Source organism: Pseudomonas putida, from assembly GCF_028682175.1.
In the GTDB taxonomy this organism is placed as follows: domain Bacteria; phylum Pseudomonadota; class Gammaproteobacteria; order Pseudomonadales; family Pseudomonadaceae; genus Aquipseudomonas; species Aquipseudomonas putida_AD.
Map to the genome: position 1 here is coordinate 118,766 of NZ_JANHKS010000007.1, position 25,971 is coordinate 144,736.

17 protein-coding genes are annotated in these 25,971 nt (G+C 61.5%); 9 read left to right on the top strand and 8 right to left on the bottom strand.

The features are described 5' to 3' along the window. Positions 1–35 precede the first annotated feature (35 nt). Positions 36–2,177 carry a putative bifunctional diguanylate cyclase/phosphodiesterase gene (locus NPS29_RS07750; protein ID WP_274131772.1) on the bottom strand — a complete coding sequence of 714 codons (2,142 nt, stop codon included), beginning with the start codon at positions 2,175–2,177 and terminating at the stop codon, positions 36–38. 318 nt (positions 2,178–2,495) lie between these two features. Here NPS29_RS07750 and NPS29_RS07755 point away from each other — a divergent pair, with 318 nt between their 5' ends. Continuing rightward, entirely contained in the window at positions 2,496–3,167 is a 672-nt protein-coding gene (locus NPS29_RS07755; protein ID WP_274131773.1) for a polysaccharide lyase family 7 protein, read from the top strand. Positions 3,168–3,339: 172 nt separating this feature from the next. Here the strand turns inward: NPS29_RS07755 and putP are convergent, their stop codons facing one another. Further along, complete coding sequence (gene putP, locus NPS29_RS07760; RefSeq protein WP_274131774.1) at positions 3,340–4,824, bottom strand: sodium/proline symporter PutP; 1,485 nt, start codon at positions 4,822–4,824, stop codon at positions 3,340–3,342. A 343-nt stretch (positions 4,825–5,167) separates the two neighbouring features. On the opposite strand from putP, the gene putA reads away from it, so the two are divergent. After that, complete coding sequence (putA, locus tag NPS29_RS07765; RefSeq protein WP_274131775.1) at positions 5,168–9,121, top strand: trifunctional transcriptional regulator/proline dehydrogenase/L-glutamate gamma-semialdehyde dehydrogenase; 3,954 nt, start codon at positions 5,168–5,170, stop codon at positions 9,119–9,121. A gap of 1,215 nt (positions 9,122–10,336) precedes the next feature. On the opposite strand, the gene NPS29_RS07770 is transcribed toward putA, so the two are convergent. Both NPS29_RS07770 and NPS29_RS07775 read right to left on the bottom strand, forming a co-directional pair. Beyond that, positions 10,337–10,780, bottom strand: a complete 444-nt coding sequence (locus tag NPS29_RS07770) for a hypothetical protein (protein ID WP_274131776.1) — start codon at positions 10,778–10,780, stop codon at positions 10,337–10,339. Positions 10,781–10,784: 4 nt separating this feature from the next. Next, on the bottom strand, positions 10,785–11,687 hold the full coding sequence (locus tag NPS29_RS07775; protein ID WP_274131777.1) for a hypothetical protein: 903 nt from the start codon (positions 11,685–11,687) through the stop codon (positions 10,785–10,787). Positions 11,688–11,739: 52 nt separating this feature from the next. On the opposite strand from NPS29_RS07775, the gene NPS29_RS07780 reads away from it, so the two are divergent. From NPS29_RS07780 to selO, 4 genes are all read left to right on the top strand, one after another. Next, positions 11,740–13,542, top strand: coding sequence for an acyl-CoA dehydrogenase (locus NPS29_RS07780; protein ID WP_274131778.1), 1,803 nt, complete (start codon positions 11,740–11,742; stop codon positions 13,540–13,542). A gap of 142 nt (positions 13,543–13,684) precedes the next feature. Next, entirely contained in the window at positions 13,685–15,427 is a 1,743-nt protein-coding gene (locus NPS29_RS07785) for a potassium/proton antiporter (protein ID WP_274131779.1), read from the top strand. 36 nt (positions 15,428–15,463) lie between these two features. Beyond that, on the top strand, positions 15,464–18,856 hold the full coding sequence (gene mscK, locus NPS29_RS07790) for a mechanosensitive channel MscK (RefSeq protein WP_274131780.1): 3,393 nt from the start codon (positions 15,464–15,466) through the stop codon (positions 18,854–18,856). Between the two features lie 48 nt (positions 18,857–18,904). Next, positions 18,905–20,368, top strand: a complete 1,464-nt coding sequence (gene selO / locus NPS29_RS07795; protein ID WP_274131781.1) for a protein adenylyltransferase SelO — start codon at positions 18,905–18,907, stop codon at positions 20,366–20,368. Between the two features lie 380 nt (positions 20,369–20,748). Here the strand turns inward: selO and NPS29_RS07800 are convergent, their stop codons facing one another. From NPS29_RS07800 to NPS29_RS07810, 3 genes are all read right to left on the bottom strand, one after another. Beyond that, complete coding sequence (locus NPS29_RS07800) at positions 20,749–21,723, bottom strand: hypothetical protein (RefSeq protein WP_274131782.1); 975 nt, start codon at positions 21,721–21,723, stop codon at positions 20,749–20,751. 325 nt (positions 21,724–22,048) lie between these two features. Then, positions 22,049–22,345: an AbrB/MazE/SpoVT family DNA-binding domain-containing protein gene (locus NPS29_RS07805; protein ID WP_274131783.1), complete on the bottom strand. Its 297-nt coding sequence runs from the start codon at positions 22,343–22,345 to the stop codon at positions 22,049–22,051. A gap of 136 nt (positions 22,346–22,481) precedes the next feature. Further along, positions 22,482–23,177, bottom strand: coding sequence for an aspartate/glutamate racemase family protein (locus tag NPS29_RS07810; protein WP_274131784.1), 696 nt, complete (start codon positions 23,175–23,177; stop codon positions 22,482–22,484). A 162-nt stretch (positions 23,178–23,339) separates the two neighbouring features. Here NPS29_RS07810 and trxC point away from each other — a divergent pair, with 162 nt between their 5' ends. Together trxC and NPS29_RS07820 are read left to right on the top strand one after the other, a co-directional pair. Next, positions 23,340–23,774, top strand: a complete 435-nt coding sequence (trxC, locus tag NPS29_RS07815; protein WP_274131785.1) for a thioredoxin TrxC — start codon at positions 23,340–23,342, stop codon at positions 23,772–23,774. Between the two features lie 135 nt (positions 23,775–23,909). Next, complete coding sequence (locus NPS29_RS07820; RefSeq protein ID WP_274131786.1) at positions 23,910–24,281, top strand: PAAR domain-containing protein; 372 nt, start codon at positions 23,910–23,912, stop codon at positions 24,279–24,281. A 49-nt stretch (positions 24,282–24,330) separates the two neighbouring features. Here NPS29_RS07820 and NPS29_RS07825 read toward each other — a convergent pair whose 3' ends face one another. Continuing rightward, complete coding sequence (locus NPS29_RS07825) at positions 24,331–25,110, bottom strand: ParA family protein (RefSeq protein ID WP_274131787.1); 780 nt, start codon at positions 25,108–25,110, stop codon at positions 24,331–24,333. A gap of 366 nt (positions 25,111–25,476) precedes the next feature. Here NPS29_RS07825 and NPS29_RS07830 point away from each other — a divergent pair, with 366 nt between their 5' ends. Next, a complete protein-coding gene (locus NPS29_RS07830; RefSeq protein ID WP_274131788.1) occupies positions 25,477–25,962 on the top strand; it encodes a hypothetical protein in 486 nt (161 codons plus the stop codon). The last annotated feature ends 9 nt before the right edge of the window (positions 25,963–25,971 follow it).

Sequence of the window (25,971 nt, forward strand, 5' to 3'; positions counted from 1 at the left end):
AGGTCAGGAAACGGAAAAGGCGCCAGTCTAGCGCTTCAATCATGGCCAAGCAGCGGATCTTTGCCCGGCAGCACGGTCGGCTCGACGAAACGCAGCGCGTCGTCCGGCGTCTGCGGGTGCGCCAGCAAAAAGCCCTGGATGATCTGGCAACCGTTTGCGACCAGCCACTGATACTGCTCCAGCGTTTCGACGCCCTCGGCTATCACTTCGATATTGAGCAACCGACACATGTCGATAATGCTGCGCGCCACCGCCAGATCCCGTGGCGAACTCATCATGCCGCCGATGAAGTGCCGGTCGATCTTGAGCGTATCAAGATCCAGATTGCGCAAGTGCGCCAGGGAGCTGTCCCCCGCCCCGAAGTCATCCAGCGAGACCCGCACGCCAATGTCATGCAGTTGCTGGAGCTGTTTGCGGCTGTGCACCAGGTTATGCACCAGCGACGGCTCGGTGATCTCGACCTCCAGTTGCCGAGGCTTCAGGCCGTGCAGGTGAATGGCCCGTGAAAGCTCCGCCGCCAGGTTGGGCATGCTGAACTGCGCAGGACTCACGCTGACACTCATGACCAGATCATCGGGGAACACGTCCTGCCAGCGTTTGCGCTGCGCGGCCCCCTGCTCGAAAATCCAGCTGCCGAGCTTGTTGATCAGACGTGTCTCTTCCAGCAGCGGAATGAACAGGCTCGACGGCACGTCGCCGGCGTCCGGGTGATTCCAGCGCAACAGCGCCTCGAAGCCGCGAGTGCGGCCGGTGACCACGTTGATCTGTGGCTGATAGACGATGGAAAAATCCTTGCCCTCGATGGCCGTGCGCACACTTTCTTCGAGCATCAGGCGCGAACGCGCGCGACCGTTCATGTACTGGTCATAGAAGCGGTATTGCTGGCGCCCCGCCCGCTTGGCCTCGTACATGGCGATGTCGGCTGCGCGCAACAGGCCATCCAGGTTGGTGCCGCAATCGGGATACACCGCAATACCGATACTGGCGCCAAGAGTCGCCTCGATTCCATCGACGTGACGTCGGGCCGAGACGCGCTCGATGAGTTTCTCCGCGACCTTGGCCGCGTGCTCGGGGAAGTCCAGGCCGTCGATGACCACCACGAACTCGTCCCCACCCATGCGCGCCAATACGTCGTAGGGGCGCAGACATTCCTTGAGCTGCTCGGCGACCCAGACCAGCACCTGATCGCCGGCGTCGTGCCCCAGCGAATCATTGACGTGCTTGAAGCCGTCCAGATCCAGATAGAGCACCACCAGGTATTTTCCGGCGTGCTCGTTGCGCGACAGCATGCCTTCGACGGTCTGGTAGAAACCACGTCGATTGAGCAGCCCGGTCAGCGAATCGGTCACGGCCTGATGTTCGAGCTGGCGGTACAGATCGCGCACCACCGACATGTCGAGCACGCTCAACACCATGGCTTTCTGTTCTTCGGGCAGCGGCGCGCAGGACAGCGCAACCGGCACCTGGCGGCCTTCCGGCGTGCGCAGGATCGCGTCGTGCACACGGTAGGTATCGGCGCGGCGATAGTGGTGATAGAACCCCGAGTCCATCCATTCGCTGACGTAGGGTTCTTGCAGGTAGCCGCACAGCGAGGTGCCGCGCAGCTCGCCGTCGGTCATGCCCAGCAGCCGGCAGATGGCGGGGTTGGCAAAACTGATGTTGCCATCTTCGCCAACCACCAGAATGCCCTCGGCCACATTGGCCAGCACCGAGGCGTTGAACGCCCGCGCCGACTCAAGCTCACGGCTGAGTTTCTGCAGGGCGCGGCGATTCTGCTGATGCTCCAGCAGCGCCTGGACCTTGGGCTTGAGGACGTTGGGGTCGAACGGTTTGAACAGGTAGTCCACCGCGCCGCTGGCGTAGCCCTTGTGCACGGCATCGCGAGACTGCTCGTTGGCGGTCAGGAAGATGATCGGGGTCAGCCGGGTTCGCTGGCTGCCGCGCATCAGCCGCGCGACTTCGAAGCCGTCCATCTCGGGCATCTGTACGTCGAGCAGGACGATGTCGACATCGACATCCAGAAGCAGCCCCAGGGCTTCCATACCCGAACTGGCCGTGACGATTTCCCAGTCCTGTCGTTGCAGGACCGCACGCATCGTGACCAGGTTTTCAGGGTAGTCATCGACTACCAACAGGACTGATTTGCCATTAGGTGGCTGTGGTTGCACGCATTCCATGCTGCTACTCATTTCACGTTACTGCCTGGTGAAAGGGCTCCGCCCGTGAATCGGATCGCCTTTACTCTAGCCCCGAATGCGGAAAAGAGAAGCAGCGCCACCGTTATGCCATCTCTAAATAATACACAAGCCGACTAACGGTATCTCCTCTAACAGCCCCACCCAAACGGATAGAGCGAGGAAATAGCGGCCTTTTGACTGTATCCGTTCGACGGAATCACATTAACAAAGCAGGCCCCCATACGTATAAGGAGCACCCCTGAAACCCTTGCGCCAGACACGTTTACTGGCAATGAGACATATCGGACAGCATACACAATGATTGATCTGGGATCGTGGAATCTGAGCATTCCAGTGGGCTCGCCCCCCGCTACCATCGAAACGAAGAAGCTCGTCCAGGGATACGACGACAAATATTTCAAATCCGGCTCGTCGAACGTCACCTTCTGGGCTCCGGTCACCGGCGCCAAGACTGCCAACGCCATCTACCCGCGTACGGAACTGCGCGAAACCTTCTCTGACGGCACCCTGCGCAACTGGTCCTACACCGACGCCGACAATTTCCTCAATGCCAAGCTCAAGGTGCTGCAGGTGCCCTCCTCGGGGCGCGTGGTGATCGGCCAGATTCACGTCTACGAAAGCACCCAGCCACTGCTGAAGGTCGAATACCAGTACCGCGACGCCACCAAGGACGGCGCCATTGTGGCCAAGGTGCGATTTCATCCCACCGACAAGAAAGCGCGGATTTTCACCGTGGCCGAGGGCATCCCCCTCAATGAAACCTTCAATTACGAAATCCACCTGAACAAGGCCGGCTTGTTGACCGTCAAGGCAGGGAACATGGCCTGGTACGACCGCATCAGCGCGACCTGGAGCAAGGAACAGCTGTATTTCAAAGCCGGCGTGTACACCCAGGACAACACCGGGTACACCAGCGAAGGCGGCAAGACGATGTTTTTCAACCTGGACATCGACCACCGCAAGACCTGATAGCTCCACCGAACCTGTAGGAGTGAGCTTGCTCGCGATTGCGATCTGTCTGTGACGTATTCGTCGCCTGACACACCCCATCGCGAGCAAGCTCACTCCTACAGGAGGGGTGCAAGACACAAAAAAGCCCGCGCTCCTTGCGAAGCGCGGGCTATCCTTTATAGGCAGGTTTTTACGCCGCCTTGTACTCTTTCTCAGCCGCTTCGAATCGCGCCTGCATACCCGGCGTCGGCCCTTTGCCCATCAGGCTGAACACCACGATGGCAATGCTGGCGAAGATGAAGCCCGGAATGATTTCGTACAGCCCCAGCAGTTCGAAATGCTTCCACAGCACCACCGTGATCGCACCCACCAGAATCCCGGCCAGCGCACCGTTGCGGGTCATGCCTTTCCAGATCACGGAGATCAGCACCACCGGCCCGAACGCTGCACCGAAGCCTGCCCAGGCGTAGCTCACCAGGCCCAGCACGCGGTTTTCCGGGTTGGCGGCCAGCGCAATGGCGATCAGCGCCACCAGCAACACCATCGCCCGGCCCACCCAGACCAGCTCAAGTTGCGAAGCGCCTTTGCGCAGGAAGGCCTTGTAGAAGTCCTCGGTCAGGGCACTGGAGCACACCAGCAACTGGCAGCTCAGGGTACTCATGACCGCCGCCAGAATGGCCGACAGCAACACGCCGGCGATCCACGGGTTGAACAGGATCTTCGCCAGCTCGATGAACACCCGCTCGTGGTTTTCGGTTACCGGAACCGCCATGTCTGGGTGCGCCGAGAAATAGGCGATCCCGAAGAAGCCCACCGCCACGGTGCCGCCCAGGCACAGGACCATCCAGGTCATGGAGATACGGCGGGCGTTGGCAATCGACTTGACCGAATCCGCCGCCATGAAGCGCGCCAGGATATGCGGCTGGCCGAAGTAGCCCAGGCCCCAGCCCATCAGCGAAATGATGCCGATGAAGGTGGTGTTCTTGAGCATGTCGAAGTTGGCCGGATCTTTCGCTTCGATGGCCAGGAACGTGGTGTCGACGCCACCGGTGGCCAGCAGGACGATGATCGGCGTGAGAATCAGCGCGAAAATCATCAGGGTGGCCTGTACGGTATCCGTCCAGCTAACGGCCAGGAAACCGCCGATGAAGGTGTAGGCAATGGTCGCCGCAGCGCCCGCCCACAGGGCCGACTCGTAGGACATGCCAAAGGTGCTTTCGAACAGGCGCGCGCCTGCGACGATGCCCGAGGCGCAGTAAATGGTGAAGAACACCAGAATCACGATCGCCGAAATCACCCGCAACAGACCGCTGTTGTCCTCGAAACGGCTGGAAAAGTAATCCGGCAGCGTCAGGGCGTCACCGTTGTGCTCGGTCTGCACCCGCAGGCGCCCCGCCACGAACAGCCAGTTCAGGTAGGCACCGACGATCAGGCCAATGGCGATCCAGCTTTCCGACAGGCCGGACATGTAGATTGCGCCGGGCAAGCCCATCAGCAGCCAGCCGCTCATGTCGGAGGCACCCGCCGACAGCGCAGTGACGACGCTGCCCAGGCTGCGGCCACCGAGGATGTAGTCCGAGAGGTTATTGGTGGATCGATAGGCCATCAGTCCGATCAGGACCATTGCCGCGATGTAGATCACGAAGGTGATCAGGGTTGGGTTACTGACGCTCATTGGGTGTCCATGCTTTATATTTTTATGGCAGGGGGCAACGGGTTGCACCAAGGGCGCGCATGCTAGACAGAATAGCAACACAGGCGCAACCAGAAGATGAGAATCAGTTGCACCCGGATGGGCAAAAAATGTAACCGACTGGTTTTATTAGGCTTTCGGAAAACCGCCGCAGCACGCCGCAACGCCTGATTACAGGGGGCCATCGCCCCACTTCGGGGCATGCGTGACGCTTTCTGAAATATTCGGAAAAAACAGGTTGCACCCGGTTGCACCCCGTCCGATGCGCAGATAATCTTGGCGGCAACGATAGCCACGCGAACAGTGGCTCCTATGAGGACAAGAAATGGCCACCACTACTCTGGGCGTCAAACTCGACGACCCGACCCGCGAGCGTTTGAAGGCAGCTGCGCAGTCCATTGACCGGACCCCGCACTGGCTCATCAAGCAGGCAATCTTCAATTACCTGGAAAAGCTCGAGAGTGGTGCAACCCTCAACGACCTCAATGGCCTGACCGGCAAGGATTCCGACGATCAGGGCGACCTGCCGGCCGACAATGGCCACCAGGCGTTCCTCGAATTCGCCGAAAGCATCCTGCCGCAGTCGGTGCTGCGCGCCGCGATCACTTCCGCCTACCGCCGCCCGGAACCCGAAGTGGTGCCGATGCTGCTGGAACAGGCTCGTCTGGCCCAGCCGATGGCCGACGCCACTCATAAACTGGCCGCCTCCATTGCCGAAAAACTGCGCAACCAGAAGAGCGCCGGTGGCCGTGCCGGCATCGTGCAGGGTCTGCTGCAGGAATTCTCATTGTCGTCGCAGGAAGGCGTGGCGCTGATGTGCCTGGCCGAAGCGCTGCTGCGCATCCCGGACAAAGGCACCCGCGATGCCCTGATCCGCGACAAGATCAGCACCGGCAACTGGCAACCGCACCTGGGCAACAGCCCATCGCTGTTCGTCAACGCCGCCACCTGGGGCCTGCTGCTGACCGGCAAACTGGTCAGCACCCACAACGAGGCGGGCCTGACCTCTTCGCTGAGCCGCATCATCGGCAAGTCCGGCGAGCCGATGATCCGCAAGGGCGTCGACATGGCCATGCGCCTGATGGGCGAGCAATTCGTGACCGGCGAAACCATTGCCGAAGCCCTGGCCAACGCCAGCAAGTTTGAATCCAAAGGTTTCCGCTACTCCTACGACATGCTCGGCGAAGCCGCACTGACCGAGCACGACGCACAGAAATACCTGGCCTCGTACGAACAAGCCATCCACTCCATCGGCAAAGCCTCCCACGGCCGTGGGATCTACGAAGGTCCGGGCATTTCCATCAAGCTGTCGGCACTGCACCCGCGCTACAGCCGCGCCCAGTACGAGCGCGTCATGGAAGAGCTGTATCCACGCCTGCTGTCGCTGACCCTGCTGGCCAAGCAGTACGACATCGGCCTGAACATCGACGCCGAAGAGGCCGACCGCCTGGAGCTGTCGCTGGACCTGCTCGAACGCCTGTGTTTCGAACCGCAACTGGCGGGCTGGAACGGCATCGGCTTCGTGATCCAGGCCTACCAGAAGCGCTGCCCGTACGTGATCGACTACGTGATCGACCTGGCTCGTCGCAGCCGTCACCGCCTGATGATTCGCCTGGTGAAAGGCGCCTACTGGGACAGCGAGATCAAGCGCGCCCAGGTCGAAGGCCTGGAGGGCTATCCGGTCTACACCCGCAAGGTGTACACCGACGTTTCCTACATCGCCTGTGCTCGCAAACTGCTGTCGGTGCCGGAAGTCATCTACCCGCAGTTCGCGACTCACAACGCCCACACGCTGTCGGCTATCTACCACATTGCCGGTCAGAACTATTACCCCGGCCAGTACGAATTCCAGTGCCTCCACGGCATGGGCGAGCCTTTGTACGAGCAGGTTGTAGGCAAAGTCGCCGATGGCAAGCTGAACCGTCCGTGCCGTGTGTACGCTCCGGTCGGCACCCACGAAACGCTGTTGGCCTACCTGGTGCGTCGCCTGCTGGAAAACGGCGCCAACACCTCGTTCGTCAACCGAATCGCCGACCAGTCGATCTCCATCCAGGAACTGGTGGCCGATCCGGTGTCCAGCATCGAGCGCATGGCCACCCAGGAAGGCGGTTTCGGCCTGCCGCATCCGCGCATTCCATTGCCGCGTGACCTGTATGGCAGCGAGCGCGCCAACTCGGCGGGCATCGACATGGCCAACGAACACCGTCTGGCGTCGCTGTCCTCGGCCCTGCTGGCCACCGCCCACAACGACTGGAAAGCCCTGCCGATGCTGGCGCACCCGGTCAGTGCGGGCGCTGAAACCCCGGTGCTGAACCCGTCCGACCTGCGTGATGTGGTCGGTCATGTGCAGGAAGCCAGCATCGAAGACGTCGACAACGCCCTGCTCGGCGCACTGAGTGCCGGTCCGATCTGGCAAGCCACGCCGCCTGCAGAGCGCGCCGCGATCCTGGAGCGTGCCGCCGACCTGATGGAAGCCGACATCCAGCCGCTGATGGGCCTGCTGGCCCGCGAAGCCGGCAAGACCTACGCCAACGCCATCGCCGAAGTGCGCGAAGCCGTGGACTTCCTGCGCTACTACGCCGTGCAGGCGCGCAACGATTTCAGCAACGACGCCCATCGCCCGCTGGGCCCTGTGGTGTGCATCAGCCCGTGGAACTTCCCGCTGGCCATCTTTAGCGGCCAGGTGGCTGCGGCACTGGCTGCGGGCAACCCGGTCCTGGCCAAGCCTGCCGAACAGACCCCGCTCGTCGCTGCCCAGGCCGTGCGTTTCCTGCTCGAAGCCGGTATCCCCGAAGGCGTGGTGCAACTGTTGCCCGGCCGTGGCGAGACCGTCGGTGCGCGCCTGGTCGGCGATGATCGCGTCAAGGGCGTGATGTTCACCGGCTCCACCGAAGTCGCCCGCCTACTGCAACGCAACATCGCCGGTCGCCTGGATTCTCAAGGCCGTCCGATTCCGCTGATCGCCGAAACTGGTGGCCAGAACGCAATGATCGTCGACTCCTCGGCGCTGACCGAACAAGTGGTCATCGACGTGGTGTCCTCGGCGTTCGACAGCGCCGGTCAGCGCTGCTCAGCCCTGCGCGTACTGTGCTTGCAGGAAGATTCCGCCGACCGTGTCATCGAAATGCTCAAGGGCGCCATGGCCGAAAGCCGCCTGGGTAACCCTGAGCGCCTGTCCGTGGACATCGGCCCGGTGATCGACGCCGAAGCCAAGGCAGGCATCGAGAAACACATTCAGGCCATGCGCGACAAAGGCCGTAACGTTTACCAGGTCGCCATCGCCGACAGCGACGAAATCAAGCGCGGCACCTTCGTGATGCCGACCCTGATCGAGCTGGAAAGCTTCGACGAGCTGCAGCGTGAAATCTTCGGCCCGGTCCTGCACGTGGTGCGCTACAAGCGCAAGGAACTGGATCAGTTGATCGCCCAGATCAATGCGTCGGGCTACGGCCTGACCCTGGGTGTACACACCCGCATCGACGAGACCATCGCCAAGGTGATCGACTCGGTGAACGCGGGCAACATGTACGTCAACCGCAACATCGTGGGTGCGGTGGTCGGGGTGCAACCGTTCGGCGGCGAAGGCCTGTCGGGGACCGGCCCGAAAGCCGGTGGCCCGCTGTACCTGTATCGTCTGCTGTCGACGCGCCCTGCCGATGCCGTGCAGAAATCCTTCGCGCTGCGTGACGCCGGGACTACACCGGACACCCGCATGCGCGACGTGCTGCTCAAGCCACTGACCGCCCTGCAAGCCTGGGCTGCGAGCCAGCAACTGGCGGATCTGGAGGCGGTGATCTCGCAGTTCGCCGAGCAATCGCAAAGCGGCGTCACTCGCCAGCTGGCAGGCCCGACCGGCGAGCGCAACAGCTACAGCATCTTGCCCCGCGAGCACGTGCTGTGCCTGGCAGAAGATGAGGCCGACTTGCTGACGCAACTGGCTGCGGTCCTGGCGGTTGGCAGCACTGCCATCGTGCCGGACAACGAGCTGAGCAAACCGCTGTTCAAACGCCTGCCAAAAGAAGTTCAGGCGCGGATCAAGCTGGTAGGCGACTGGAACAAGGACGACGTACTGATCGAAGCCGTACTGCACCACGGCGACTCCGACCAGTTGCGCGTCATCTGCGAGCAAGTCGCCCAACGCAACGGCGCCATCGTGGGTGTGCACGGCCTGTCCAAAGGCGAAACCAGCATCGCGCTGGAACGCCTGGTGATCGAACGCGCGCTGAGCGTAAACACCGCGGCAGCAGGTGGTAACGCAAGCCTGATGACGATTGGCTAACCCCCCCCCCGATAAAACGCAATAACACCGTAGCAGTCCGGCTTGCCGGCGACAGCGCCCACAAAATCGCCCCCGCCGGCGAGCCGTGCTCCTACAGGTGACCTAAACCAACCTCTGTAGGAGCGCGCTTGCCCGCGACGGCGTCGGGTCAGACGCCACTGCGGTGTCTGCACTGACGCAATCGCGGGCAAGCGCGCTCCTACACATCCTGCGGCGCTTCGACCATTCGCGCCCAACCCCACCCACCGTAGCAGTCCGGCTTGCCGGCGGGACCACCCTCAAAATCGCCCCCGCCGGCGAGCCGTGCTGCTACGGATCATCTACCTCAACCTCTGTAGGAGCGCGCTTGCCCGCGACAGGGCCAGGTCAAATACCCCTGCGTTGTCTGCCCCGACGCAATCGCGGGCAAGCGCGCTCCTACACGCTCTGCGGCGCTTCGACCATTTGCGCCCAACCCCACCCACCGTAGCAGCACGGCTTGCCGGCGGGACCACCCTCAAAATCGCCCCCGCCTCCAAGCCATACTCAGATAGACAATCGGCCCCGATCGCTGTGGGAGCGCGCTTGCCCGCGATTGCGTTGGGTCAGACGCCATTGCGGAATATGTGTTGACGCAATCGCGAGCAAGCTCACTCCTACAGGTTCTGCGGACGTTCGACCATTTGCGCCCAACCCCACCCACCGCAGCAGTCCGGCTTGCCGGCGACAGCGCCCTCAAATCGCCCCCGCCGGCAAGCCGTGCTGCTACAGGTGACCGAAACCAACCTCTGTAGGAGCGCGCTTGCCCGCGACGGCGTCGGGTCAGACACCACTGCGGTGTCTGCACTGATGCAATCGCGAGCAAGCTCACTCCTACAGGTTCTGCGGACGTTCGGGCATTTGTGCTCAACACCGCACACCGTAGCAGCACGGCTTGCCGGCGGGAGCGCCCTCGAAATCGTCCCCGCCGGCAAGCCGTGCTGCTACAGGTGGCCTAAACCAACCTCTGTAGGAGCGCGCTTGCCCGCGACGGGGCCAGGTCAGGCCCCCTGCGTTGTCCGCCCCGACGCAATCGCGGGCAAGCGCGCTCCTACACACCCTGCGGCGCTTCGACCATTCGCGCCCAACCCCACCCACCGTAGCAGTCCGGCTTGCCGGCGACAGCGCACTCAAAATCGCCCCCCGCCGGCGAGCCGTGCTGCTACATATCCCCTACAGGCACGGCCTATTACAGAATTACTCCAAGGCATAACGCCCCCTGCCACTTACCCATAACGTCCATACCTTCAAACCTTCAGAAATAACTAACAACGACAAAAGCAGGGCAATGCCATACCGTTCTTTAAGATCTGCCCCCATGAACAGCACAGAAATTGAGGGAACAAACAGCACCAACCTCAATGGCACTTGAACGTAGGCCAACCATCTTGCAATGCGCCAGCGCAAGAAAAATAAGCAACAACTCAATACGATTGAAATTTCCAACGCCCATACCAAAGCCGCCAAAAACTTCGGCAAAGCCCCATGAACGGCCAAGAGCCCCATGGCACTGTTAAAATCGTCCACATAAGGGATCCTGCCTGCACTCACGCTCAACAACACATAACGAACAATATAAATAGCATCAAAGACTCCCCAACCCACATAAACCTTCTCAGCAGAAAGTTTTATTCGACCCATCCGCTCACTTTTCCTTGAGTTCATATTCAATGTCCGCCGTAACAGGACGCCAGTGCCAAGAGCTGCCAGATAGTTGCCAATGGTCATCCGCCTCTACGAATTGCTGCCTGATGTGGCGCAGCTCGCCGAATTCGCGATGGACCGATTTAGCTTTGAGCCGCCTCTCCCCGTCCGTTAGAGGCTGCCATTCCTGAATTATCGTCCGGAACGTATTCGCATAATCCTTCCCCTCAGCAAGAAATACCCGCCCTTCATCCCCTCTGGAAGTGAGCCAGTTTGCAGCGAAGGACAATGCGTTGGTTGCGATATCGGCCTGTATGTCAAGGGTCACCCAACGGCCCGGGCCGTGGGGCAGACACATGTTCGCCCTCGCCATGCTTAGCTGCCGGCAGGGAGGTGCTGAAAACCTGAACCCGTAATACTTTTCGAGTTCAACAGAGGTGAGTGGCTTGATAGGCCTGTCCGTTATAAAAAACCAATCACCTCGATTAATCTTTTCACCAATTCGGCTTCTATGGTAATCCAACTGGCAGTCTTCTATAGAGATACCGCACTCTCGAATCAATTCGGGCAACCCTCTGATACTGGCGGGATCACTCAAAGCCCTCTGAATTTCACGTGTTGCGAAAACCGGGCTTTCTATTCGCTGCAACTGATGACGTCTTATCTCACCTTTGGCAACAACCTCATTCATCTCCGGCCCCTTGAAAAGACATGACCAATAAAAACACTCGGCCTTGATACCGTCTTTGCTGATCCAGGAATGCCGGATACATCTTCTATCAACGTAGGATGATTCCGTTTTCAGTTGCTTCCGAAAAACCACGGCTGGATACCGACGTTCCTGCGCCACACAGACCCACCGCTTTTCTACCCCCCCATCACCCAAATCAATCTTGCTACCCACCCCACCCTCGCCCTCCTAGACTCGGCAGCACTTCAATGAAAGGTACGCCGCCATGTCCGAGATGCTGCTCAGTTCCCGCAATCTGGCTTTCGAGCTATATGAGGTGCTGGACGCCGAGGCGCTGACTCGGCGGGAGCGTTTTGCCGAGCACAGTCGGGAGACGTTCGACGCGGCGATCACGACGGCGCGGACCATTGCCGAGAAGTTCTTTGCCCCGCATAACCGCAAGAACGATGAAAACGAGCCGCGCTACGAGAATGGCGAGGCGGTTTTGATTCCTGAGGTCAAACCTGCGGTGGATGCGTTTCTCGAGGCGGGTTTTCTCAATGCCGCTCGCGGTTTCGAAGACGGCGGCATGCAGTTGCCGACGCTGCTGTCTCAGGCCTGTTTTGCGCACTTTCAGGCCGCCAACGCGGCTTCTGCGTCCTATCCGTTTCTGACCATGGGCGCGGCGAACCTGATCGAGAACTTCGGCAGCGAGGAGCAAAAGCGCCGCTTCCTGCAGCCGATGATCGAGGGCCGGTTCTTTGGCACCATGGCCCTGACCGAGCCCCACGCCGGCTCGTCCCTGTCAGACATCCGCACCCGCGCCGAGCCCGCAGCAGACGGCAGCTATCGCCTGCGCGGCAACAAGATCTTTATCTCAGGTGGGGACCATCCGCTGTCGGAGAACATCGTCCATCTGGTGCTGGCCAAGCTGCCGGACGCGCCTGCCGGAGTGAAGGGGATCTCTCTGTTCATCGTGCCGAAATTCCTGGTCAACGACGACGGCAGCCTTGGGCCGCGCAATGATGTGCTGCTGGCCGGGCTGTTCCACAAGATGGGCTGGCGCGGCACCACGTCCACCGCGCTGAATTTCGGCGACAACGGCAACTGCACGGGATATCTGATCGGCAAGCCGCACCAAGGCCTGAGCTACATGTTCCAGATGATGAACGAGGCGCGCATCGGCGTCGGCATGGGTGCGGTGATGCTGGGTTACGCCGGCTACTTGTACTCACTGGACTACGCCCGCGAGCGTCCGCAAGGCCGGCTGCCCGAGAGCAAGAACCCGGAAAGCGCGCAGGTTTCGATCATCCAGCATGCCGACGTCAAACGCATGCTGCTGACCCAGAAAGCCTATGTCGAAGGTGCGTTCGATCTGGGCCTGTATGCCGCCCGTCTGTTCGACGACACGCAAACCGCTGAAACCGCGGACCAGCGCACCCAGGCACATGAGCTGCTGGACCTGCTCACGCCCATCGTCAAATCCTGGCCGTCGGAGTTCTGCCTCAAGGCCAACGAGCTGGCGATCCAGATCCTCGGCGGCCACGGCTACACCCGCGAATACCCGGTGGAGCAATACTACCGCGACAACCGCCTGAACCCGATCCACGAAGGCACCCACGGCATTCAGTCGCTTGACCTGCTGGGGCGCAAGCTGGCGCAGAACGGCGGGGCCGGGCTCAAACAACTGCTGCGTCTCATTGCAGCCACCTGTGAGCGTGCGCAGCAGCACCAGAACCTCGACTCGTTGCGCGAGCCGCTGGAAAAGATCGTCGCCAACCTGCAAGTGGTCACGCTGGCACTGCTGACCGACCTGGCCCAAGGCAAAGTCACGGGCACACTGGCCAACTCGGCGCTGTATCTAAAAGCCTTCGGCCATACCGTGATCGGCTGGCGCTGGCTGGAGCAGGCGATTCGCGCCCAGGAGGGTCTGAATGCAGGCAACGAAACCGACGCCGACTTCTACCGGGGCAAGCTGCAAGCGGCGCGCTACTTCCTGACGTGGGAAGTGCCAGCCTGCCACCATGAGCTTGCGATTCTGCAAGCCCGTGATGATGTCTGCCTGGCCACTCAGGACAGCTGGTTCTGATTTATCCAGACATGGCATTGCGCACCGGACACTCGACAAAGCTTTGACAGCTCGCTAATTCAACGGGTTAAATCCCTTGGCACGTGGACTGCATGTCAGTCCGCGCATGCGTTCTTATCTGCTTTTGTCTGGAGTACCGCCCTTGGATGCCACGACCATCAACAGCCTGTTCCTGATCGGCGCGTTGCTGGTGGGCGCAAGTATTCTGGTCAGTTCGCTGTCGTCGCGTCTGGGCATCCCGATTCTGGTCATCATTCTGGCGGTCGGCATGGCGGCCGGTGTCGATGGCGGCGGTATCATCTTCGACAATTACCCAACGGCCTATCTGGTCGGCAACCTGGCACTGGCGGTGATCCTCCTCGACGGCGGATTGCGCACGCGGGTGGCGAGTTTCCGGGTGGCCCTGTGGCCTGCGCTGTCTTTGGCGACGGTGGGCGTGCTCATCACCACCGGGCTGACGGGCATGATCGCGGCCTGGCTGTTCGACCTGAACATCATCCAGGGCCTTTTGATCGGCGCCATCGTTGGCTCCACGGACGCGGCGGCGGTGTTCTCGCTGCTGGGCGGCAAGGGCCTGAACGAACGGGTCACGGCCAGCCTCGAAATCGAATCTGGCAGCAATGACCCGATGGCGGTGTTTCTCACCGTCACGCTGATCGACATGCTGTCCAGCGGCCAGACCGGCCTGCACTGGAGCCTGCTGGGGCATCTGATTCAGGAATTCGGCATCGGCAGCATTCTGGGCCTGGGCGGCGGCTGGCTGATGCTGCAACTGGTCAACCGGATCAACCTGGCCAACGGCCTGTATCCGATTCTGGTGATCGCCGGGGGCCTGGCGGTCTTCGCGTTGACCAACGCCATTCACGGCAGCGGCTTTCTGGCCGTCTACCTCTGCGGCCTGGTGCTGGGCAACAAGCCGATTCGCAGCCGCCACGGCATCCTGCACATGCTCGACGGCATGGCGTGGCTGGCGCAGATCGGCATGTTCCTGGTGCTGGGCCTGTTGGTCACGCCTCACGATCTGCTGCCGATTGCCGTGCCTGCGCTGGGCCTGGCCCTGTGGATGATTCTGGTGGCGCGGCCGCTGTCGGTGCTCGCCGGCTTGCTGCCGTTTCGGGTGTTCCATGGCCGCGAAAAGGCCTTTATCGCCTGGGTCGGCCTGCGCGGCGCGGTGCCGATCATTCTGGCGGTGTTCCCGCTGATGGCCGGGCTGCCTCAGGCGCAGCTGTTCTTCAACCTGGCGTTCTTCATCGTGCTGGTGTCGCTGCTGGTGCAGGGCACGAGCCTGCCGTGGATGGCCAAGTGGCTGAAGGTGACGGTTCCGCCAGATCCTGCTCCGATCTCCCGCGCGGCGCTGGAAGTTCACGTGACCAGCGAGTGGGAACTGTTCGTTTATCGACTCGGTGCGGAGAAATGGTGCATCGGCGCGGCCCTTCGTGAGCTGAAAATGCCCGAAGGCACCCGGATCGCCGCCCTGTTTCGCGGCCAGCAACTGCTCCATCCGTCGGGTAGTACGGTGCTGGAGACCGGTGACCTGCTGTGCGTGATCGGCCACGAACACGACCTTCCGGCACTGGGCAAGCTGTTCAGCCAGGCACCGCAGCGTGGTCTGGATCTGCGCTTCTTCGGTGACTTCGTCCTCGAGGGAGACGCTCAGCTCGGGGCTGTCGCGGCTTTGTACGGTCTGAAACTCGACGGCCTAGATTCGAATATGCCGCTGAGCCAGTTCATCATTCAGAAGAATCGCGGCGAGCCAATCGTCGGCGACCAGATCGAATGGAACGGAACTATTTGGACAGTTGCAGTGATGGAGGGGAACAAGATCCTCAAAGTGGGCGTCAGATTCCCCGAAGGAAGCCGCCCGGGTCCCGGGTTGTTCCTCTAAACTGCTCCCCTTTCCTGATTGTTCGACCCGGTGTCTATGTTCTCGCTGCGTACCTTTCTTGCCTCAGCCTTGCTGGGGCTTTGCCTGTCCAACGTCCCGGCTCACGCCGCCGACACGCCCCCACCGTCCAGCGAAGCCGTTCAGCAGAGCCTGGACAAGATCGCCGACCGCAAGCTGTCGCCCGATGACCAGAAAGCCCTGCAACAGGTGCTGGAGCAGACGCTCACGTTCCTGGCCAGCCAGAAGGACAACCAGCGCAAGCTCGAAGACCTGAAGAAGCAGTTGGCCGACGCGCCGAAACAGACGGTAGACAATCAGAAAGAACTGACACGCCTCAAGGGCATCCGCCAGATACCGGTGGCCCAGCGCTACGCCAACATGGACGTGCCGGCCCTCGAGCAGTTGCTCAGCCAGCGCAGCGCCCAGCAGGCCGACCTGCAGAAAGCCCTGAACGACGCCAACAGCCTGACGATCACCGCCCAGACCCGCCCCGAGCGTGCGCAGGCGGAAATCAGCAGCAGCCAGACGCGCATGCAGACCATCAGCGGCATTCTCAAGTCAGGCAAGGATGGCAGCAAAGCCATCAGCGCCGACCAGCGCAACCAGCTCAATGCAGAACTGGCCTCGATCAACGCGCTGATCGCCCTGCGTCGCCAGGAGTTGGCCGGCAACAGCCAGTTGCAGGACCTGGGCGGCAGCCAGCGTGACCTGTTGACCGAAAAAGTCGCCCGCCAAGACCAGGAAATCCAGGACCTGCAAACGCTGATCAACGACAAGCGCCGCGCACAGTCCCAGGAAACCGTGACGCAGTTGTCCATCGAGGCACAAAAAGCTGGCGGCAGCAGCCTGCTGGCGACCGAAAGCGCGACCAACCTCAAGCTCTCGGACTACCTGCTGCGCGGCACCGACCGCCTCAACGAACTGACTCAGCAGAACCTCAAGACCAAGACCCAGCTGGACGCCATCACCCAGACCGACGCGGCGATGGACGAGCAGATCAACGTGCTCAGCGGCAGCCTGCTGCTGTCCAAGATTCTCTATAAACAGAAACAGGCACTGCCCAAGCTCAAGCTCGACAGCGGCCTGGCGGACGAAATCGCCGACATTCGCCTGTATCAGTTCGAGGTCAACCAGCAGCGCGAGCAGATGAGCAACCCGGCCAGCTACGTCGACACCCTGCTGGCCACCCAGAAGCCCGAAGACGTAACCCCGGCGCTGCGCAAGACCCTGCTGGACCTGGCCACCACCCGCAGCGACCTGCTCGAACGCCTGAACCGCGAACTGAGCGCCCTGCTCAACGAGTCCATCACCCTGCAGCTCAACCAGAAGCAACTGGTCAGCACGGCCACCAGCCTGCGCCAGACCCTGGACGAGCAGATGTTCTGGATTCCCAGCAACAAGCCGCTGGACCTTGAGTGGTTCCAACGGGTGCAGCCACGCCTGATGAAGCAGATCACCACGCTGCCGTGGACGTCCACCGTCAGCGAACTGGGCGACGGCCTGAGCCAGCGCCCGCTGATCTTCCTGCCGCTGTTGCTGGTCATCGGCGCCTTGATGTGGAAGCGCAAGGCGCTGTACGCCAAGCTCAATCGCCTGCATGGCGACATCGGCCATTTCAAGCGCGACAGGCAGTGGCAGACGCCGCTGGCGATCTTCATCAACATCCTGCTGGCCATGCCCCTGTCCCTGGCACTGGCCTTGTGCGCGCTGGCGCTGCAGATCGACGCCCGGGAGCAGAACGTCAATCTGGGCGCGGCGCTGATGCAGATTTCCCTGGCCTGGCTGGTGTTCTACACCGCCTACCGCATCCTCGCGCCGGGTGGCGTGGCGCAGTTGCACTTCCGTTGGGAAAAGCCGCAGGTCGAATTTCTGCGTGGCTGGATCCGGCGCATGGGCCTGGTTGTGCTGGCGTTGGTCACCGTGGTGGCTGTGGCCGAGCACGAGCCCTCCGCTCTGGCCGACGACGTCATCGGCATCGCCGTGGTCCTGACCTGCTACGCCATGATGACCTGGCTGCTGGCCAAGCTGCTGCTGACAAGCCCCACGCACCAGAACGCCTCGCTGTTCCGCCGCGCCGTGGGCCTGGCGTTTACCGCGCTGCCCATCGCGCTGTTCCTGGCGGTGTGCTTTGGCTACTACTACACCGCGCTGAAACTCAGCGACCGGCTGATCGACACCCTGTATCTGATGATGCTGTGGCTGGTCATCGAAGCGGCGTTCGTGCGCGGCCTAGGCGTCGCGGCACGCCGTCTGGCCTACAACCGCGCGCTGAGCAAACGCCAGGCGGCCAAGGAAGCCGGCGAAGGCGAAGTGCTGGTCGAAGAGCCGACGCTTGACATCGAGCAGGTCAACCAGCAGTCGTTGCGCCTGATCCGCCTGGCGCTGATCGGCGGCTTCATCGGTGCGCTGTATCTGGTCTGGGCCGACCTGATCACGGTGTTCTCGTACCTGGACAACATCACCCTGTACGAATACACCAGCGGCACCGGCGCCAACATGAGCATGGTGCCCATCAGCCTGGGCGACCTGATCGGCGCGCTGGTCATCATCGGCATCACCTTCGTGCTGGCGGGTAACCTGCCGGGCCTGCTGGAAGTGTTCGTGCTGTCGAAACTGAACCTAAAGCAGGGCAGTTCCTACGCGACCACTACCCTGCTTTCCTACATCATTGCGGGCGTCGGCTTTGTCTCCACACTGTCGGCACTGGGCGTGAGCTGGGACAAATTGCAGTGGCTGGTGGCGGCGCTGTCGGTCGGCCTGGGTTTCGGCATGCAGGAAATCTTCGCCAACTTCATCTCCGGCATCATGATCCTGTTCGAGCGTCCGGTGCGGATCGGCGACACCATCACCATTGGCAACCTGTCGGGCACCGTGAGCAAGATCCGCATCCGTGCGACCACCATCACCGACTTCGACCGCAAGGACATCATCGTCCCGAACAAGACGTTCATCACCGGACAGCTCATCAACTGGTCGCTGACCGACACCATTACCCGCGTGACCCTGAAACTGGGCGTGGATTACGGCTCGGACCTGGACCTGGTGCGCACTCTGCTGCTGCAGGCCGCCCATGACAGCCCGCGGGTGCTCAAGGAGCCGGAGCCGATCGTCTACTTCCTGAACTTCGGCGAGAGCACGCTGGACCACGAACTGCGCATGCACGTGCACGACCTGGGCGACCGCAACCCGGTGCTGGACGAGATCAACCGCTTCATCAACAAGGAGTTCAAGAAGCACAAGATCAACATCTCGTTCCGGCAGATGGAGGTCTACCTCAAGAACATGCAGGGCCAGGAATACAAGATGGTGCCCGTCGAACCCGAGCACAAGACCATCGCCCCGCCGCTGGTTGCACCGGCTTCGGCGCCCGCCGAGATCAAGCCTGCGCCCAAGGATGCCCCCGAGCCGCCGGAAGTCAAACTCGACTGACCCGGTAAATTCCAGCAGAGTAGTCATCTACTCTGCTGGAGCTGTCCCTTGAAAGCCCTCGACGAACTGACCTTCGATAACCGCTTCGCCCGCCTGGGCGACGGTTTTTCCACGTCCGTGCTGCCCGAGCCCATCGCCGAACCGCGGCTGGTGGTCGTCAGCAATGCGGCACTGGCGCTGCTGGACCTGGACCCTGCCCAGGCCGAAGAGCCGGTGTTCGCCGAGCTGTTCAGCGGCCACAAGCTCTGGGCCGAAGCCGATCCGCGGGCGATGGTCTATTCGGGCCACCAGTTCGGCTCCTACAACCCGCGCCTGGGCGATGGCCGCGGCCTGCTGCTGGGCGAGGTGTACAACGAGGCGGGCGAGCATTGGGACCTGCACCTCAAGGGCGCAGGGCAAACGCCCTATTCGCGCATGGGCGATGGCCGGGCCGTATTGCGCTCTTCGATCCGCGAATTCCTGGCCTCCGAGGCGCTGCATGCACTGGGTATCGCCACCAGCCGGGCCGCCTGCGTGATCGGCTCCAGTACGCCGGTGTGGCGCGAAACCCAGGAACGCGCGGCCATGGTTCTGCGCCTGGCCAAGAGCCACGTGCGTTTTGGCAGCTTCGAATACTTTTTCTACACCAAGCAGCACGAGCAGCTCAAAGAACTGGCCGACCACGTGCTGTCGCTGCACTACGCCGAGTGCATGGAACAGCCCGAGCCGTATCTGGCGATGTTCCGGGTGATCGTCGAGCGCCAGGCGGAAATGATCGCCAAATGGCAAGCCTACGGCTTCTGCCACGGCGTGATGAACACCGACAACATGTCGATCCTGGGCATCACCTTCGACTTCGGTCCGTTCGCGTTTCTGGACGACTTCGACCAGCACTTCGTCTGCAACCATTCCGACCACGAAGGCCGCTACTCCTTCAGCAATCAGGTGCCCATCGGCCAGTGGAACCTCAGCGCACTGGCCCAGGCGCTGACGCCTTTCGTCGAGGTCGAACCGCTGCGCGAAGCACTCGGGATGTTTCTGCCGATTTACCAGGCCCACTACCTGGACCTGATGCGCCGCCGCCTGGGCCTGACCACCGCCGAAGACGACGACGCCGACCTGATCGCCCGCCTGCTGCAACTGATGCAGAACAGCGGCGTGGACTACAGTCTGTTCTTCCGCCGACTGGGCGACGAACCCGCCGATGTTGCCGTCAGCCGCCTGCGCGATGACTTCGTCGACATGCTGGGCTTCGATGCCTGGGGGCAAGCCTACTTGGCACGCGTCGCCCGCGAACCCCAGACCACCCAGGACGAACGCCGCACCCGCATGCACGCGGTCAATCCGCTCTACGTGCTGCGCAACTACCTGGCCCAACGCGCCATAGAAGCCGCCGAACAGGGCGACTACAGCGAAGTGCGCCGCCTGCATCAAGTCCTCACCCGCCCGTTCGAAGAACAGCCAGAAATGGACAGTTATGCACAGCGGCCACCGGATTGGGGCAAGCATCTGGAGATCAGTTGTTCGTCGTGAGCACCAAACGCCGTGCCGCTACGGATGACCGACACCAAACCCCTTAGGAGCGCGCTTGCCCGCGACAGGGCCAGGTCAGGCGCCGCTGCAGTGTCTGTACCGACGCCGTCGCGGGCAAGCGCGCTCCTACAGGTATTGCGGTGTTAGGGGATTTGGTTCAACACGCCCACCGTAGCAGCACGGCTTGCCGGCGGGAGCGCCCTCAAAATCGTCCCCGCCGGCAAGTCGCGCTGCTACGGGTGACATACACCCATTCCCGTAGGAGCGCGCTTGCCCGCGACAGGGCCAGGTCAGGCGCCACTGCAGTGTCTGTACCGACACCGTCGCGGGCAAGCGCGCTCCTACAGGTTTGGCGGTGTTAGGGCATTGCGTTCAGGCTGCTACGGACCTGGGGCAGCCGGCGCAGGCGTGGTGTCGGGAGCCTTCTGCGCTGGTGCTGCGCCCGCGACGGCAGCAGCCTGGGCCGACCTCGCTTCACGTTTTTTCATGTAGGCCTCGGTCCAGGTCACTGGCACGGGGGAAGTCCTCGGGCTGAATTTCTTGCTGTAAGCAGAGTTCACCAGGCTGGATTTCTCCTGTTTGGTGTCAACGACTCCGGCGAGAATGTCATAGAGCGTCAGCTTGCGGTCCGGCGCCTGACGACTCGGCACGCCGGGCAGCCCGGGCAAGGTCGGATCGTTTTTGATCCTGTCACGCAGAACCGCCTCGGCATTTTTCGGATACCCCACCGCCTTCTCGATAGCCGGCAAAGACTGGTAATAACTCAACGCCTCCCGATAGAACTTCGACGCCTTGCCGGTTCGCACCTGCTCGATGGTCCCCTCGGCAATCGCAACCTTCTGCCAGGCGTCGTCCATCTTCTGCACCACATGCCACGCTGCCCGCCGCTCATTCTGGGTGAACATGCCGCTGTCGTCGTACACGACCGCGTTCAACTGCTCACGGGACAGATTATCGAAGGGACTCGTCGCATGCTTGTCACCTGCGATGGTTCTGGACACAAACTCGCTGGCCTTGCGGGCGCGGTCCAGCAGTTCGGGATCCTTGGTGTTCGGCACTTCCATCGCGCGGGTAAAACTGTTGGCGGTCTTGGTCTCCTGCAGAAACTCATTGACCCGCCCCACCCCGTACTTGCCCAGGTCATCGTGAGTCATCTGTGCCTCACGCTTCGCGGCACGGGCGGTGCTTTCGTTCAACTGATTGGCCAGCGTCGAAAAACTCGCCTTGTCGGTTGACGGCTTGGCGGTTTTGTCCACAGCGGGCTGGTTGCTCTCCTGCTCCTGAGGCGGTGTAACGGCGGTGCCTGACATCCTGGCGACAACCGTCGCGGCGGCAGCTTGTATCTGACTGATCATTGGCGACTCCCTGGCAATGAGATGACAGGGGCCGATGCATCAGGTCCGGATAAATGCCCCCTCAGCGCGGGAAGCTAGGCGTGGTGCTGGTTGGTGACTAGCTGGGCAAACGGGCCTCTCTTTCGGATAAAGCGCCGCAGACGCTAGCGGTAAGCGCAATGATTCTGGAGGGAAGGGGTGATAAATCGAAAAATGGTGAACGTCGCGGATTGCCGCTGACGCTTGGGTGAAACGGTAAAAACTTAGATGAAATGTGAAATGAGGCACAAACGTCTGGTGAGCCGCGAATCCTGCAAATCAATCCCACTGAGGACTAAGGATACGATTAGATGACTTCCCGGCCGACCGGCTCACCATCTCTTGCCCAGGCGGTTTCGCTATTGAGTTCGGCGACATGCTCGGCACCTTTCAACAACTCTGCAGCCGAGTAGCGCTTCCTGACCATCTGAGGGACTGGCTTAGCGATCAGTCCGCCCGCTTCAACGCTCAGTTCGACCTGAGACCCTATATCCAGATCCAGTAGTCTGAGAAAAGCAGGAGGAATGGTCATTACCGCCGCCCCGCCTTGCCTGCGAATAGTGGAGTTCATCGTCATCGTCTTTCTCTTGTCGACCATAGCCATTGCCTCACCTGACAGTGCTACAAAAGTAGCACCCGACACCGGCCTTTGCGATGAGCGAGGATAAGCGTCCAGCCTAATCATCTGCGAAAGACCATCCAATGCGAAACGTCATCCAGCCTTGTGGGAATTGGCTGAATCAACTCCCCAACAACCACCCCAACCCCATCTCCACATGCTCCTGAGTGCTGTCCACCAGCGGCAGCGGGCTTTGCACGCCTTCCAGCAGCAGGCCGATTTCGGTGCAGCCCAGAATGGCGGCCTGGGCACCCTGGTCGCGCAGTTGCTCTAGCACGCCCAGGTAGAAGTCGCGGGCGGGTTGGTGGAATTGGCCCAGGCACAGTTCGGCGAAGATCACGCGGTCGATTTCGGCCATGGCGTCGAGGCTGGGCAGCAGCGTTTCGATGCCGAAGCGGTCAGCCAGGCGGCGCTTGTAGAAGTCTTCCTGCATGGTGAAGCGGGTGCCCAGTAGCGCGGCGCGGGTGACGTCCCTGGCCTGTAGCGCCTGGCCGACGGCGTCGCCGATGTGCAGCAGGGGGATGTCGACGGCGGACTCGATGGCTGCCGCCACCTTATGCATGGTGTTCGTCGCCAGCAGGATCGCGCCGGCACCGGCGCGTTCGAGGCCCCGGGAAGCCTCGGCCAGTCGTTCGCCTGCCAGGTCCCACTGGCCGGATTTCTGCAGCGCGGCGATGCCGGCGAAATCCACCGAGTGCAGCAGCAACGGCGCCGAGTGCAGGCCGCCCAGGCGATTGCGGACGCCTTCGTTGAGCCATTTGTAATACGTCGCGGTGGATTCCCAACTCATCCCGCCCAGAACACCGAGGGTTTGCATAAGGTTCTCTCTGTTTTTATTGGCAACTCAGGCTAGGCCGATTGCCACGAGCAAGCCAGTAACAGAAGCGGCTCAAGCTGGCGGTACAGTCGTGGTCCACACTTGATATGCGGCCGCCCTGGCTCCATCTACCGCTCATTCGCCCTTATTCCGGTAACCATCATGTCCGAGCCCCTTGTCATCCCCTGCCCTCAGTGCAACGGCCTGAATCGCATCCCTGCCGACCGTCTGGGCGATGCGCCCAAGTGCGGGCGCTGCAAACAGCCAGTGCTGCTGAACAAACCGTTCAACCTCACCCAGGGCGACTACGCCAGCCAGATCAAGGGCGACCTGCCATTGCTGGTGGACGTGTGGGCGGACTGGTGCGGGCCGTGCAAATCCTTCGCGCCGACCTTCGAACAGGCCGCCGCTCAACTGCAAGGGCGCGTGCGCCTGGCCAAGCTGGACAGCGAAGCCAACCAGCAACTGTCAGCGCAATTGGGGATTCGTTCGATTCCCAGTCTGATCCTGTTCAGGAATGGCCGCGAAGTGGCGCGTCAGAGCGGTGCCATGCCCTTGCCTCAGTTGACCGCCTGGCTGGCAAGCCAGGGCATCTGACAGCCTTTGCTGCACGGCTCGCAGTGCTTTCCTGTTTTGGCGGTAGGGCATTTCTGAAAGCGCTTTTCAGCCCTTCGCGGGTTGGTTTCAGCGCCTAGGGTTAGCAGCTCACTGGTTAATCCGAGGCTGCGAACGATGACATGTGCAATCAGGGAAGGCGACTCGACCACCACCGGCGGCATTGTGCTGCAGACATCCGCGACGCTTTCGTGGGAGGACCGCCGGCTGGCCCGCATCGGCGACCCGGTATGGTGCGCCGCCTGCCGACAGGTCGGCTTCATCGCCCAAGGCAATCCGACGTTCATCGATCAGGTGGTGGCCATCGCCACCCACGATCAACTGGTGTGCTGTGGCTGCCCGTTCGGCGAGCACAGGCTGATCGCCAGCCAGGACCAGCTCAAGGCAGACATGCAGGCAGCGATCAGCATCTCAAGGGATCAGGCAGAAAAAGCCCGCAGCCACGCCCGACACTTGATGAAGACGATGCGTGGAGGCAAGGCAGCCTAGTCGCCGTTCACATGTCGGCGGTGTTCTCGCACCGCCGACATGGGCGCAATCAATGGTCGGTGTTGCTCTCGAGCAGATGGTGCAACTCGACGAACTGCTGGCTCAGCTTGTGCCGCGCGTCCAGGTGGATCAGCGGCAGGCTGGCCTGGTGCGACTCACGCATCTTCACCGAACTGTTGAGGTACACCGGCAGCACCGGCAGCCCTTCGGCGATCAGTTCGTCGAGCATCTGCTGGGGCAAGCTGGCGCGAGCCTGAAACTGGTTGACAATAATGCCTTCCACCTCCAGATCCTCGTTGTGATCCTCCTTGAGCTCTTCGATTTCCTTGAGCAGGCCATACAGCGCCTGACGGGAAAAGGTGTCGCAGTCGAAGGGAATCAACACTCGATCAGCAGCGATCAACGCCGAAACCGCGTAGAAGTTCAAGGCTGGCGGCGTATCCAGGTAGATACGGTCGTAATCCTCGTCCAGTTCATCCAGCAGTTTTCGCAGCTTGTTGATCTTGTGCTTGGCCTCAAGCTTGGGCTGAAGGTCGGCAAGCTCCGCAGTCGCGGTGACCACATGCAGGTTGTCAAAAGGGGTTTCGTAGATATCCACCTGGTTCTTCTTGGCGAACGGCCCCGATGACAGGCTTTGCTTGAAGAATTCGGCAATGCCCATGGGGATGTCTTCCCCGGTAAGACCCGTGAGGTAGTGCGTCGAGTTGGCCTGAGCGTCCAGGTCGATCAAGAGGGTCCGATACCCCTCGTTGGCGCTGACCGCCGCCAGATTGCAGGCGATGCTCGATTTGCCAACGCCGCCTTTCTGATTGAACACCACACGCCGCATTTCTTAACTCCCTGTTGCCGTCTTGCTGTGGAGGACCGCCGAGCGATCCGATGAATGGTCCCGAGTTTAGGCAATTGAGATAAGTCGGGCGAGCATCATGGAAAAATCTGACGACTGGAGCGGACATGTGATCCAGCCGCTCCAAAGCCTCCCACAGCGCATCGTAATCCCTTTGCCCCGTATCAGTAGGAAAGATCCCAAGTAAGCACACTATTTGTTTCAGCGTTTGCCTCTGCGCATTGGCATCGGGATAATGCCCGCCACTCGGGAATGGCTCCATTGGCCGGCCGCGCCTGCTGGCAAAAACCTCTGGCCCCGCCTGGCAGCCTCAGCCTGTCGGCGAACACTCTACAAAGGTGACTCCCCATGATTCGCGCTCTGCTGGTGGCTTGCATGTTGTTTCTGAGCGCCTGCGCCAGCCACGCCCCGCTGCCTGCCCAAATCCCGCATATCAAGTTCCCGGTTCAACTGCACGTGCAGCGCGAACAGGCCGGCCAGCGTCAGGACTGGACCCTGCAGGCGCAGAAAGAACGCCACGGCCTGCGCTTTTCCCTCACGGACCCGCTGGGCATGCCGGTAGCCCGCCAGCTATTGCACGAAGAAACCTGGAAGGCCGATGGTTTGCCGCCCAACCCTGAAGCCCGCGAGCTGTTCGCGGCTGTGCTGTTCGCGCTGACGTCCGAAGAGGAAGTGCGCTTCGACTACCCCGGCGTGCAACTGCTGCCCCATGGCCGCACCCTGGATGAGCGCTGGCGGGTCGACTACGCCTCCGAAGGCATTTTCCGGCTCACGCTTGAGGGTGGCGAGTTGAAATACATTGTCAGCCCATTGCAGGGCAAGGCGTCCAAATGACCGCGATAA

Coding starts and splice junctions, on each gene's coding strand:
- mscK (WP_274131780.1), top strand. CDS start 15,464: ATGTTCTCGCTGCGTACCTTTCTTGCCTCAGCCTTGCTGGGGCTTTGC.
- NPS29_RS07810 (WP_274131784.1), bottom strand. CDS start 23,177: ATGCAAACCCTCGGTGTTCTGGGCGGGATGAGTTGGGAATCCACCGCG.
- NPS29_RS07755 (WP_274131773.1), top strand. CDS start 2,496: ATGATTGATCTGGGATCGTGGAATCTGAGCATTCCAGTGGGCTCGCCC.
- NPS29_RS07830 (WP_274131788.1), top strand. CDS start 25,477: ATGATTCGCGCTCTGCTGGTGGCTTGCATGTTGTTTCTGAGCGCCTGC.
- trxC (WP_274131785.1), top strand. CDS start 23,340: ATGTCCGAGCCCCTTGTCATCCCCTGCCCTCAGTGCAACGGCCTGAAT.
- NPS29_RS07780 (WP_274131778.1), top strand. CDS start 11,740: ATGTCCGAGATGCTGCTCAGTTCCCGCAATCTGGCTTTCGAGCTATAT.
- NPS29_RS07770 (WP_274131776.1), bottom strand. CDS start 10,780: ATGGGTCGAATAAAACTTTCTGCTGAGAAGGTTTATGTGGGTTGGGGA.
- NPS29_RS07825 (WP_274131787.1), bottom strand. CDS start 25,110: ATGCGGCGTGTGGTGTTCAATCAGAAAGGCGGCGTTGGCAAATCGAGC.
- NPS29_RS07805 (WP_274131783.1), bottom strand. CDS start 22,345: ATGGCTATGGTCGACAAGAGAAAGACGATGACGATGAACTCCACTATT.
- NPS29_RS07820 (WP_274131786.1), top strand. CDS start 23,910: ATGACATGTGCAATCAGGGAAGGCGACTCGACCACCACCGGCGGCATT.
- putP (WP_274131774.1), bottom strand. CDS start 4,824: ATGAGCGTCAGTAACCCAACCCTGATCACCTTCGTGATCTACATCGCG.
- putA (WP_274131775.1), top strand. CDS start 5,168: ATGGCCACCACTACTCTGGGCGTCAAACTCGACGACCCGACCCGCGAG.
- NPS29_RS07750 (WP_274131772.1), bottom strand. CDS start 2,177: ATGGAATGCGTGCAACCACAGCCACCTAATGGCAAATCAGTCCTGTTG.
- NPS29_RS07800 (WP_274131782.1), bottom strand. CDS start 21,723: ATGATCAGTCAGATACAAGCTGCCGCCGCGACGGTTGTCGCCAGGATG.